General features: G+C 72.1%; 10 protein-coding genes. 8 read left to right on the top strand and 2 right to left on the bottom strand.

The genetic code is table 11. The features are described from left to right. The first annotated feature begins 59 nt into the window (after positions 1–59). The 6 genes from valS to MPTA5024_RS28765 all read left to right on the top strand — a co-directional run bounded on the left by valS (position 60) and on the right by MPTA5024_RS28765 (position 6,532). Positions 60–2,624, top strand: a complete 2,565-nt coding sequence (gene valS, locus MPTA5024_RS28790) for a valine--tRNA ligase (protein ID WP_036330278.1) — start codon at positions 60–62, stop codon at positions 2,622–2,624. A 149-nt stretch (positions 2,625–2,773) separates the two neighbouring features. Beyond that, positions 2,774–4,021, top strand: coding sequence for an AI-2E family transporter (locus MPTA5024_RS28785; protein WP_232326685.1), 1,248 nt, complete (start codon positions 2,774–2,776; stop codon positions 4,019–4,021). A gap of 11 nt (positions 4,022–4,032) precedes the next feature. Then, positions 4,033–4,491 (top strand): dUTP diphosphatase, encoded by a 459-nt coding sequence (dut, locus tag MPTA5024_RS28780; protein WP_036330274.1) that lies wholly within the window; start codon positions 4,033–4,035, stop codon positions 4,489–4,491. Positions 4,492–4,553: 62 nt separating this feature from the next. Then, the gene (locus MPTA5024_RS28775) at positions 4,554–5,255 is read left to right on the top strand and encodes a DUF3710 domain-containing protein (RefSeq protein WP_442922098.1); all 702 of its coding nucleotides are present in this window, start codon (positions 4,554–4,556) and stop codon (positions 5,253–5,255) included. Positions 5,256–5,436: 181 nt separating this feature from the next. After that, positions 5,437–5,829 carry an OB-fold nucleic acid binding domain-containing protein gene (locus tag MPTA5024_RS28770; RefSeq protein ID WP_036330273.1) on the top strand — a complete coding sequence of 131 codons (393 nt, stop codon included), beginning with the start codon at positions 5,437–5,439 and terminating at the stop codon, positions 5,827–5,829. A 16-nt stretch (positions 5,830–5,845) separates the two neighbouring features. Next, a complete protein-coding gene (locus MPTA5024_RS28765; RefSeq protein WP_051458795.1) occupies positions 5,846–6,532 on the top strand; it encodes a DUF3159 domain-containing protein in 687 nt (228 codons plus the stop codon). Positions 6,533–6,599: 67 nt separating this feature from the next. Here MPTA5024_RS28765 and MPTA5024_RS28760 read toward each other — a convergent pair whose 3' ends face one another. Then, positions 6,600–7,259 (bottom strand): potassium channel family protein, encoded by a 660-nt coding sequence (locus MPTA5024_RS28760; RefSeq protein WP_036330271.1) that lies wholly within the window; start codon positions 7,257–7,259, stop codon positions 6,600–6,602. Next, positions 7,259–7,927 (bottom strand): potassium channel family protein, encoded by a 669-nt coding sequence (locus MPTA5024_RS28755; protein WP_036330269.1) that lies wholly within the window; start codon positions 7,925–7,927, stop codon positions 7,259–7,261. The genes MPTA5024_RS28760 and MPTA5024_RS28755 overlap by 1 nt, the downstream gene beginning before the upstream one ends. A 107-nt stretch (positions 7,928–8,034) precedes the next feature. Between MPTA5024_RS28755 and MPTA5024_RS28750 the strand changes: the two genes are divergently transcribed. Continuing rightward, complete coding sequence (locus MPTA5024_RS28750; protein WP_036330267.1) at positions 8,035–10,080, top strand: APC family permease; 2,046 nt, start codon at positions 8,035–8,037, stop codon at positions 10,078–10,080. 8 nt (positions 10,081–10,088) lie between these two features. Next, positions 10,089–11,385, top strand: a 1,297-nt coding sequence (locus MPTA5024_RS28745) for a class I SAM-dependent RNA methyltransferase (RefSeq protein ID WP_332310635.1), incomplete at its 3' end; no start/stop codon positions are given.

Raw genomic sequence — 11,385 nt, 5'->3', positions numbered from 1 at the left:
CGATAACGACCTTAGTGTCTCCACGCCGGGAGTCGGCGCACGCCATACCATGTGGAGGCATGACCGAACAGCGACTCCCCGCAGCCATGCCCGAGAAACCCGCACTCGACGGCCTGGAAGCGGTATGGGTAGAGCGCTGGGAGGCCGGGGGCGTCTACCGGTTCGACCGGACGCGGAGCAGGGACGAGATCTACTCGATCGACACGCCGCCGCCCACCGTGTCGGGGTCCCTGCACGTGGGTCACGTCTTCTCCTACACGCACACCGACACGATCGCCCGGTTCCAGCGGATGCGGGGGCGCGAGGTCTTCTACCCGATGGGCTGGGACGATAACGGCCTGCCCACCGAGCGCCGCGTGCAGAACCACTTCGGCGTGCGCTGCGACCCCTCGATGCCGTACGACCCGGCGTTCGTCCCGCCGGACCGGCCCGACCCCAAGCGGCAGGTGCCGATCTCGCGGAGGAACTTCATCGAGCTGTGCGAGCGGCTCACCGCCGAGGACGAGAAGGCGTTCGAGCAACTGTGGCGCCGCCTCGGCCTGTCGGTCGACTGGTCGATGACGTACGCGACCATCGACGACGGCGCGCGGGCCGCGTCCCAGCGCGGGTTCCTGCGCAACCTCGCCCGCGGCGAGGCGTACGTCTCTGAGGCCCCGACGCTGTGGGATGTCACGTTCCGCACCGCGGTGGCCCAGGCGGAGCTGGAGGACCGGGAGTGGCCCGGCGCCTTCCACCGGATCGGCTTCGACCTGTCCCCCGGGCAGCGCGATCTGGGCTTCGGCGACCGCGTGTGGATCGAGACGACCCGCCCCGAGCTGATCCCGGCCTGCGTGGCGCTGGTCGCCCACCCGGACGACGAGCGCTACCGGCCGCTGTTCGGCACGACGGTCCGCACCCCGGTCTTCGGGGTCGAGGTGCCCGTCGTGGCCCACCACCTCGCGGAGCCGGACAAGGGCTCCGGCATCGCGATGATCTGCACCTTCGGCGACGTCACGGACGTCACCTGGTGGCGCGAGCTCGACCTGCCGACCCGCCCGATCATCGGCTGGGACGGCCGCCTGCTCCCCGAGCCGCCCCAGGGCGTCCCCGCCGGGCCGTACGCGGAGCTGGCGGGCAGGACCGTGCACGGCGCGCGCGAGCGCGTGGTGGAGATGCTGCGGGAGTCCGGCCACCTGGACGGCGAGCCCCGCCCGATCCGGCGCCCGGTGAAGTTCTACGAGAAGGGCGACCGCCCGCTCGAGATCGTCACCACCCGCCAGTGGTACATCCGCAACGGCGGCCGGGACGCGGGCCTGCGGGCCGCGCTGCTCGATCGGGGCCGCGAGCTGGTGTGGCACCCGCCGCACATGCGGGTCCGCTACGAGAACTGGGTCGAGGGCCTGGCGGGCGACTGGCTCATCTCCCGGCAGCGCTTCTTCGGCGTGCCGATCCCGGTGTGGTACCCGCTCGACGCGGAGGGCGAGCCCGTCTACGAGGCGCCGATCACCCCGCCGGAGTCGGCGCTGCCGGTCGACCCCTCGTCCGACACGCCTCCCGGCTTCACCGAGGACATGCGGGGCAAGCCGCTCGGCTTCGTGGCCGACCCGGACGTCATGGACACCTGGGCGACGTCCTCGCTGAGCCCGCAGATCGCGGGCGGCTGGGAGCGGGACGACGACCTGTTCCGCCGGGTCTTCCCGATGGACCTGCGGCCCCAGGCGCACGAGATCATCCGTACCTGGCTGTTCTCCACGGTCGTCCGGGCCCATCTGGAGCACGGCGGGCTGCCGTGGCGGCACGCCGCGATCTCCGGGTGGATCCTCGACCCCGACCGCAAGAAGATGTCGAAGTCCAAGGGCAACGTCGTCACGCCCATGAGCCTGCTGGAGGAGTACGGCTCCGACGCCGTCCGCTACTGGGCGGCCAGCGGGCGGCCGGGCACCGACACGGCCTTCGACACCGGCCAGATCAAGATCGGCCGGCGTCTGGCCATCAAGATCCTCAACGCGTCGAAGTTCGTGCTGGGCTTCGAGCCCAGCGGGACGCCGGAGGTCACCGAGCCGGTCGACCGGTCGATGCTGGCGGCCCTGCGCGCCGTGGTGGGCGAGGCCACCGAGGCGTTCGAGGGCTACGACTACACGCGGGCCCTGGAGCGCACCGAGCGGTTCTTCTGGGCCTTCTGCGACGACTACGTCGAGCTGGTGAAGGCCAGGGCGTACAACGGCGACCCGTCCGCCGTGGCGGCGCTGCGGCAGGCGCTCGACGTGCTGCTGCGGCTGTTCGCGCCGTTCCTGCCGTTCGTGACCGAGGAGGTCTGGTCGTGGTGGCGCGACGGGTCGGTGCACCGCGCCGCCTGGCCCTCCCCGGACGACCTGGCGGCGGGCGCGGACGGCGACCCGGCCGTGCTGGACGCGGTCGCGGAGGTGCTGCGGCAGGTCCGCCGGGCCAAGTCCGAGGCCAGGCTCTCGATGCGCGCCGAGGTCTCCCGGCTCGTCGTGACCGGCGCCCAGGCCGGCCTGGTGCGCCAGGCGCAGGACGACCTGTGCGCCGCGGGCAACGTGGAGGAGTTCGTGCTGGAGGCGCCCGCCGAGGCCGCGGCGGACGCGGACGCCCCGCTCACCGTGACCGCCACGCTGGGGGCCTGACCGCGTAGGCGCGGAGCACGGGTACGACACCCCGTCCGGGCAAAGTCCTGGCAAGGACTTTCCCGGATGCGGGTCGCGGTCCCCCGTCCCCGGGGGCCGCCGGGTAAAACGGCTGCGCGTTTGGAGCGCGGACATGCCAGGCTGGACAGGTGATCTCGTCTAACCGACGCGAGAGCGAGGGTGTCCCTCCGGCTCTCGTCACGATGGCCGCGTGGAGCTGGCGCCTGCTGCTGCTCGGCGCGATGGTCTACGTCGTCTCGTTGATCATCGGCCGGCTCAGCTTCGTCGTCCTGCCGGTGGCGGTCGCGCTGCTGCTGACCGCCCTGCTGTACCCGCTGACGAGGCGGCTGCGCACAGCCGGCCTGCGGCCCATATACGCCACCTGGATCACCATGCTGCTGGGCCTCGCGGTGATGGTAGGCATCGGCTTCATGATCGGCCTGCGGGCCAACGAGGAGTTCCCGCGTCTGGTGGCGCAGGTCCAGCAGACCGCGCGCAACGCCCAGGACTGGCTGCTGCACGGACCGTTCCACCTGAAGGAGGCGCAGATCGCCGACTTCGTCGACGAGCTGAGCAGCCAGGTCAACCAGCAGCGCAGCCAGATCACCAGCACGCTGCTGACCGGTGCCACAGCGGTCGTCGAGGTGCTCACCTCGATCGTGCTGATCCTGTTCATCACCTTCTTCCTGCTGAAGGACGGCGACCGGATCTGGACGTGGTTCCTGCGGGCCTTCGGCCGCGCCGCGCCCCGGGTCGACCGGGCGGGCCGTGCCGCGTGGGCGACGATCTCCCACTACGTGCACGGCACGGTGGCCGTCGCGGCCATCCACGGGATCGTGATCGGCGTGGTCCTGGCCGGGATGCGGGTGCCGCTGTGGGCGCCGCTGGCGGTGCTGGTCTTCCTGGCCAGCTTCATCCCGATCGTCGGCATCCTCTTCGCGGGCGGCCTCGCGACGCTCGTGACCTTCGGTTCGCAGGGCTGGTTCTACGCGCTGATCTTCGTGGGCATCCTGGTGGTCGAGCAGCAGCTGGAGAACCACGTGCTCCAGCCGCTCATCGTCGGCCGGGCCCTGGCGTTCCACCCGCTGGCGATCATCCTCGTCCTCGCGGTCGGCGGCGTCCTCGGCGGCATCGCGGGCGCCGTGGTGGCCGTGCCGCTGACGGCGGTCATCTACCGCGCCCTGCCCGAGCTGCGGCGCGACCAGCAGGCACTCCCGGCGGCCGAGCATCCCGACGCGCCGGCGCCCCCCGAGCCGTCCGACGAGCTCACCGGGCAGGAGGTGCCCCCGGCGGTTGCGGCATCTCCAGACGAACCGGGACAGCCCGAGCCCGAGCCCGACGCGGCACACCCGCCGGCGACGGCCGGAGAGGCGGTCTCGCCCCACCGCAACAGGTAGGGTCTTGCCTCGTGAGCGAGCGTAACGTGGAAGCGGGCGTCGAGGTGCTGATCCACCGGCTCGACCCGGGGCTTCCGCTGCCGTCGTACGCCCATCCCGGCGACGCCGGGGCCGACCTGTACGCCGTGGAGGACGTGGAGCTCCTCCCCGGCGAGCGGGTCGTGGTGGGCACCGGCGTGGCCATCGCGCTGCCGGACGGCTACGCCGCGTTCGTCCACCCGCGCTCCGGGCTGGCCGCCACGTTCGGCGTGACGCTGGTGAACGCCCCCGGCACGGTGGACGCGGGCTACCGGGGCGAGATCCAGGTGACGCTGCTCAACACCGACACGAAGAACGCGGCACGGCTCAGGCGAGGCGACCGCATCGCCCAGCTGGTGATCCAGCGGGTGGAGAGGGCCGCCTTCTACGAGGTGGACCGCCTGCCCGGCTCCGTCCGGGGCGCGAACGGCTTCGGCTCGACAGGGGCCTGACCGGGCGGGGGAGCGCCGGGGCGAGGCCGCCGGCGGCCCCTCGATGGTGGTGAGCCGCAGACATGAGGAGAGTGAAGGAAGTGTTCGGACGCCGGCGACGCGCGGAGGAGGAGACGACACCGGTCGTCGCGCGGGAGGAGAGGCCCGCCCCGGACCCGGCCCGTGAGAACGGCCCGTGGGACGCGCAGGAGGGATACCCGGAGGCCGAGCGGGTCGACCTGGGCGGCCTGCTGCTGCCCATCGGACCGGGATTCGAGGTGCAGCTCAGCATGGCGGGCGAGCACATCGACGGCGCCGTCGTCCTCGTGGAGGAGAGCGCCCTCCAGCTGCACGCGTTCGCCGCCCCCAAGCGGAGCGGCATCTGGGAAGAGGTGCGGGCCGAGCTGGCGCGCGAGGTCGCGGCCGCGGGCGGCACGGCGCGGGAGCAGGTGGGCCCCTTCGGTCCCGAGCTGGCCGCGCAGGTCCCGGCACAGGGGCAGGGGCAGGGGCTCCAGCCCGTCCGGTACCTCGGGGTGGACGGTCCGCGGTGGTTCCTGCGGGCCGTGATCAGCGGACGGGCCGCGCTCGACGAGGCGGCCGCAGCCGTCCTCGAGGACGTGGTGCGCGGAGTCGTGGTCGTCCGGGGCGACGACCCGATGCCGCCCAAGGAGCCGATCCAGCTGCGGCTGCCGGCCGAGGCCCGGCAGGCCGTCGAGCAGCACGCGGCCGAGCAGGAGGAGTTCCGGCCGTTCGAGCGGGGTCCGGAGATCACGGAGACCCGCTGAGCCCGCGGGGGCACCTCCCGGTCCCCCGCACGTTGACGATGCCGGGGGCAAGCCGTGCCCTTTCCCGTCCTTCTGGCCGGGGGACGCCTCACGTATGCTGCGGGGGAACCGTCCCCTAACCTTGAGACGGCACGACCACGGTCCGCGGGAACCGCGGACGAGGAAGCTGGGTGAGCGACCGATGGGCACGCCGGAGCCTGCCAAACGCGGCGGACTGCGGGGCTTCTTCCACCGGCTGACGACGAGTCAGGCCGAGCTGGAGGCCGCTGAGCTTCAGGAGGACCTGGGGCGCCAAGGCGCGACGCCGATCGCCCGGTGCGGCGGCCGGCAGAGGTTCTGCGTGGCGGGCACGCTGCGCACCGTCACCCTCCGGCCGCGCGGAGGCGCGCCGGCCCTGGAGGCCGAGCTGTACGACGGATCCGACGTTATCGACCTCGTCTGGCTCGGCCGCCGCAAGATCGTCGGCATCGAGCCCGGCCGGGTGGTCAAGGCCGAGGGCCTGGTGAGCGTCCAGGACGGCCGTAAGGTGATGTTCAATCCCCGCTACGAGCTGCGCCCGGCTGGTGGCCCGTGATCTCTCAGGAGACCGTATGAGCACAGCGGACATGGCGGCCGCGCCGGCGGCGCACGCCACCGTGGAGGCGGCCGTCCGTGCCCAGATGAGCAAGGCGCTGGGTGGCAGGAGGGGGATCGTCGAGGCGGCGGTCCCCACCATCGCGTTCACGGTGGCGTTCGTGGCGACCAGTGAGCTGAAGCCCTCACTGGTGATCGGCATCGGCTCGGCGGTGATCCTGCTCCTGCTCCGGATCGCGCAGCGGACCACGCCGCAGTTCGTGCTCAACAGCCTGGTCGGCATCGGGATCGGCGCGTTCTTCGCCGCCCGGACCGGCGACGCCAAGGACGTCTTCCTGCCGGGGATCCTCTACAACGGGGCGTACGCCGCCGGGATGCTGCTGTCGATCGCGGTCCGGTGGCCGATCGTGGGCTTCCTCATCGGATCGGTCACCGGTGACCCGACGGCCTGGCACTCCGATCCCGCCCTGGTCCGCCTGTGCTCGCGGCTGACGTGGCTGCTGATGCTGCCGTGCCTGCTCCGCGTCGTCGTCCAGCTCCCGCTGTATTACGCGAACCAGGTCGCCGCGCTGGGCATCGCCAAGATCGCGCTCGGCTGGCCGCTCCAGGTGGCCGGTCTGGCCGCCATGGTGTGGGTGCTCGCCCGCGGGCGCACCCCCATCCAGCCGGCTGACCCGCCGTACGGGCCGGAGCAGCCGGCCTGAACGGCCGCACCGACGTGAGACGGCCCCGGACCTCGCCAGGTCCGGGGCCGTCTTCGCGTGCGGGGTGTCAGTGGGCCGACAGCAGCGCCGACAGCTGCTGCTCGACCTCCTGGCTCGCCACGAACAGCAGCTCGTCGCCGGCCTCCAGCGGGTCGTCGGCCGAGGGGACCAGCACCCGGCCCTCGCGCAGGATCGCGACGAGCGCGGCGTCGACCGGCCACGGCACCGACCCGGCCCGCTGACCGACGACGGGGGCGTCCTCGGCGAGCGTCAGCTCCACCAGGTTGGCCTGGCCCTGGCGGAAGGTCATCAGGCGCACCAGGTCGCCCACGCTGACGGCCTCCTCGACCAGGGCCGACAGCAGGCGCGGCGTGGACACGGCGACGTCGACGCCCCACGACTCGTTGAACAGCCACTCGTTCTTGGGGTGGTTGATCCGGGCGACGACCCGCGGCACGCCGTACTCCGTCTTGGCGAGCAGTGAGACGACGAGGTTGACCTTGTCGTCGCCGGAGGCGGCGATGACGACCTGGCAGCTGTTCAGCCCGGCCTCGTCCAGCGAGGAGATCTCGCACGCGTCGGCCAGCAGCCACTCGGCGCGCGGGACGCTCTCGATCTTGATGGCGCGCGGGTCGATGTCGATGAGCAGGACCTCATGGCCGTTCTCCAGGAGCTCGGCCGCGATGGAGCGGCCGACGGCTCCGGCGCCGGCGATGGTGACGCGCATCAGTGCTCCTCGTCGGATGGCGGGCCGGACAGCACCTTGTTGATCCGGTCCATGTCGTTCTCGGCGGCGACCAGGTGGATGAGGTCGCCCTCCTGGATGACGGTGTCGTCCTTGGGGACCAGCGCCTCGCCCATCCGGTTGACGAAGGCCAGCCGTGCGCCCGTGGCCTCTTCGATCGCCCGCGCCCGGGTGCCGATCCAGCTCTGGTGGAAGGCGACCTCCGCGAGGATCACCGTGCCGGTGGGGTCGCGCCACAGCGGCTCGGCGCCCTCGGGAAGCACCCGGCGCAGGATCTGGTCGGCCGTCCAGCGGACCGTGGCGACGGTGGGAATGCCCAGCCGCTGGTAGACCTCCGCGCGCCGGGGGTCGTAGATGCGGGCCACGACGTTGTCCACGCCGAACATCTCCCGTGCCACGCGCGCTGAGATGATGTTGGAGTTGTCGCCGCTGCTGACGGCGACGAAGGCGGCGGCCGAGCTGATGCCCGCCTCCTCCAGCACGTCGCGGTCGAAGCCGATGCCCGTCACCCGCCGTCCGCGGAAGCCGGCCCGGAGCCGGCGGAAGGCCTGGGGATCGCGGTCGATGATGGCGACCGAGTGCCCGTTGTCCTCCAGGATGTGCGCGAGAGTCGACCCGACCCGCCCGCATCCCATGATCACGATATGCATGCTCCCCCGCCGTGCCGTTGTGGCGGACTCCTATCGCAGACAGTATGTCGCGCTTGCGTGCCACCACGTGACCCGGGCGGGGCGCTGAAGGACTAGGCTCAACAGACGTGTCAAAGGTGACAGATCTTGTCAAGCGGCTTCTCGTGGGGCGGGCTCTCAGAAGCACCCAGCTCCACCACCAGCTGCTGCCCAAACGCGTGGCACTCCCGGTCTTCGCCAGCGACGCCCTGTCCTCCGTGGCGTACGCGCCGCAGGAGATCCTGGTCATCCTGTCGATCGCCGGCGCGGGTTTCTACAGCTTCAGCCCGTGGGTCGCGGCGGCCGTGGTGCTCGTCATGCTCGTGGTCGTCGCCTCGTACCGGCAGAACGTCCACGCCTACCCGAGCGGCGGCGGCGACTACGAGGTGGCCACGACCAACCTGGGCCCGACCGCCGGCCTCACGGTGGCCAGCGCCCTCCTCGTCGACTACGTCCTCACCGTGGCCGTGTCGGTCGCGAACGGCGCCGACTACGTGGGCGCGACGATCCCGTTCGTGGCCGAGCACCGGGCCGTGGTGGCGATCGCCATCGTCATCCTGCTAACGATCATGAACCTGCGCGGCATCAGGGAGTCCGGCGTCGCGTTCGCCGTCCCCACGTACGCGTTCATGGCCGCGGTCATCGGCATGATCCTGTGGGGCCTGTTCCGGCTCGTCGTGCTCGGCGACGACCTGCGGGCCCCGACGGCCGACTTCAAGATCATCGCGCAGCAGAGCGACCTCGCCGGGTTCGCCCTGGCGTTCCTCGTCCTGCGCGCCTTCTCCTCCGGGTGCGCCGCCCTGACCGGCGTCGAGGCGATCAGCAACGGCGTCCCGGCCTTCCGCAAGCCCAAGAGCAGGAACGCCGCGACGACCCTGCTGATGATGGGCCTGATCGCGGTCACGATGTTCAGCGGGATCATCTTCCTCGGCCTCAAGGCCGGGGTGAAGGTCACCGACCCCGCCAGCGTCGCCCGCGACGTCATCATCAACGGGCACCCGGCGGGGCCCGGCTACTACCAGCAGCCGATCATCGCCCAGGTCGCCTCGGCCGTCTTCGGCGACGGGTCGGTCCTGTTCGTCGTCATCGCCGCGGTGACCGCCCTCATCCTGTTCCTGGCCGCCAACACGGCGTTCAACGGCTTCCCCGTGCTGGGCTCGATCCTGGCCCAGGACCGGTACCTGCCGCGCCAGCTGCACACCCGCGGCGACCGCCTGGCGTTCAGCAACGGCATCGTCATCCTCGCCGCCGGGGCCTGCCTGCTCATCTGGGCCTTCAACGCCGACGTCAGCAAGCTGCTCAACCTGTACATCGTGGGCGTGTTCGTCTCGTTCACGCTCAGCCAGATCGGCATGGTCATCCACTGGACGCGGCACCTCAAGACGGAGACCGACTCCAGGGTGCGCTTCCGCATGATCCGCTCGCGGGTGATCAACGGCTTCGGCGCGGTCATGACCGGCATCGTGCTCGTCGTCGTGCTGGCCACCAAGTTCACCCACGGCGCGTACATCGTCTGCATCGCGATGCCGCTGCTCTTCCTGATGATGAAGGGCATCCGGCACCACTACGACCGGGTGGCGGAGGAGCTCGCGGCGCCGGAGGAGGGCGAGGCCGACGAGTCGATGCTGCCCGCCCGCAACCACGCGATCGTGCTCGTCTCGAAGATCCACAAGCCGACTCTGCGCGCGCTCGCGTACGCCAGGGCCACCCGGCCGTCCAAGCTGGAGGCGGTGACGGTCAGCGTGGACGCGGAGGAGGCCGCCCGGCTCCAGGAGGAGTGGGACCGCCGTGGCATCGATGTGCCGCTGAAGATCCTCGACTCGCCGTACCGGGAGATCACCGGCCCGATCCTCGACTACGTCAAGTCGCTGCGCCGCCGCTCGCCGCGCGACGTCGTGACCGTCTACATCCCCGAGTACGTGGTCGGCCGCTGGTGGGAGCACCTGCTCCACAACCAGAGCGCGCTGCGCCTCAAGGGGCGCCTGCTGTTCAAGCCCGGGGTGATGGTGACGAGCGTGCCGTGGCAGCTCGCCTCGTCCGACCGGCTCAAGCGGCGCGCCTACCCGGCCGCGGCCGGCGCCGTACGGCGGCCGTACCGCCAGCCGGCACCGAAGGACGAGCAGATCAAGGCATGATGGACCGCATGCCGACCCGGACGACGCCGCAGGGCGAGAAGGAGGCCCCGGTGCGGGTGGAGATGACGGTGGGCGCTGTCGCCAACGGCGGCTGGTGCGTGGCCAGGCACGAGGGGCGCGTCGTGTTCGTCCGCCACGCCCTGCCCGGCGAGCGGGTGATCGCGGAGATCACCGAGGAGACCGCGCGGTTCCTGCGCGCGGACGCCGTGGAGATCCTGGAGCCCTCGCCCGACCGGGTGAGCCCGCCGTGCCCGTTCAGCGGCCCCGGCCGCTGCGGGGGCTGCGACTGGCAGCACGCCTCCCTGGACGCCCAGCGCCGCCTCAAGGCCGAGGTGGTGGCCGAGCAGTTGCGCCGCCTGGCCGGGATCGACCGGAAGGTGGTCGTGGAGGAGGTCCCGGGGGCGCCCGGCGGTCTCGGCTGGCGCACCCGGGTCCAGTTCGCCGCCGACAGGGACGGCTCACTGGGGCTGCGCCGCCACCGTTCCCATGAGATCGAGCACGTCGACCACTGCCCGATCGCGCATCCGGGGGTCGAGGAGGTGGGCGCGGAGCGCCGCGACTGGCGGGGGGCCGCGGCCGTCGAGGTCGTCGCCTCCTCGGGCGGCGACCGCGCGGTGATCGTCGAGCCCCTGCCACGGCGCCGGGCCGACCTGCCCGACGTCGACGCCTCCGTCCTGCTCGACGAGGGCAGGCGCGGCACCCGCGCGCTGAGCGGCCGGGCCTCGCTCGTCGAGCAGGTGGCAGGCCGGGACTACCGGGTCACCGCCAGCGGGTTCTGGCAGGTCCATCCCGGCGCGCCGGCGACCCTTCTCGGGGCGGTGATCGAGCTGGGACGGCCCGAGCCGGGGGAGTGGGCGCTCGATCTTTACTGCGGGGCCGGGCTGTTCGCCGCCGGGCTCGCCGAGGCCGTCGGGCCCGAGGGGGCCGTCCTCGGCGTCGAGTCCGAGCCGCAGGCGGTCCAGGACGCCCGGTTCAACCTGCGCGACCTGCCCCAGGCGAGCGTGGAGCGGGGCCGGGTCGAGGAGGCGCTCGACCGTCTGGAGATCGAGCGGGCCGACCTCGTGGTGGCCGACCCGCCGCGGGCCGGGCTCGGCCGTCCCGTCGTCGACCGGGTCGCGGCGCTGGAGGCGTCCAGGATCGTGTACGTCTCCTGCGACCCGGCGACCCTGGCCCGCGACATCGCCTGGTTCGCCCCGCACGGCTACGAGCTGGCCGATCTGCGGGCGTACGACCAGTACCCGATGACCGCCCACGTCGAGTGCGTTGCCCTGCTGGTCAGGTCGCCGGCCGAGGAGGTCACCGCCT

It is taken from the genome of Microbispora sp. ATCC PTA-5024 (genome assembly GCF_000511135.2).
Classification (GTDB): domain Bacteria; phylum Actinomycetota; class Actinomycetes; order Streptosporangiales; family Streptosporangiaceae; genus Microbispora; species Microbispora corallina.
The sequence above is the reverse complement of the archived record's forward strand: the minus strand, read 5'-3'. Positions and strand labels throughout refer to the sequence as shown.

What these genes read in the sequence shown, in the direction of transcription:
- MPTA5024_RS28755 (WP_036330269.1), bottom strand. Translation starts at nt 7,927, where the DNA reads ATGCATATCGTGATCATGGGATGCGGGCGGGTCGGGTCGACTCTCGCG.
- MPTA5024_RS28765 (WP_051458795.1), top strand. Translation starts at nt 5,846, where the DNA reads ATGAGCACAGCGGACATGGCGGCCGCGCCGGCGGCGCACGCCACCGTG.
- valS (WP_036330278.1), top strand. Translation starts at nt 60, where the DNA reads ATGACCGAACAGCGACTCCCCGCAGCCATGCCCGAGAAACCCGCACTC.
- MPTA5024_RS28770 (WP_036330273.1), top strand. Translation starts at nt 5,437, where the DNA reads ATGGGCACGCCGGAGCCTGCCAAACGCGGCGGACTGCGGGGCTTCTTC.
- MPTA5024_RS28775 (WP_442922098.1), top strand. Translation starts at nt 4,554, where the DNA reads ATGAGGAGAGTGAAGGAAGTGTTCGGACGCCGGCGACGCGCGGAGGAG.
- MPTA5024_RS28760 (WP_036330271.1), bottom strand. Translation starts at nt 7,259, where the DNA reads ATGCGCGTCACCATCGCCGGCGCCGGAGCCGTCGGCCGCTCCATCGCG.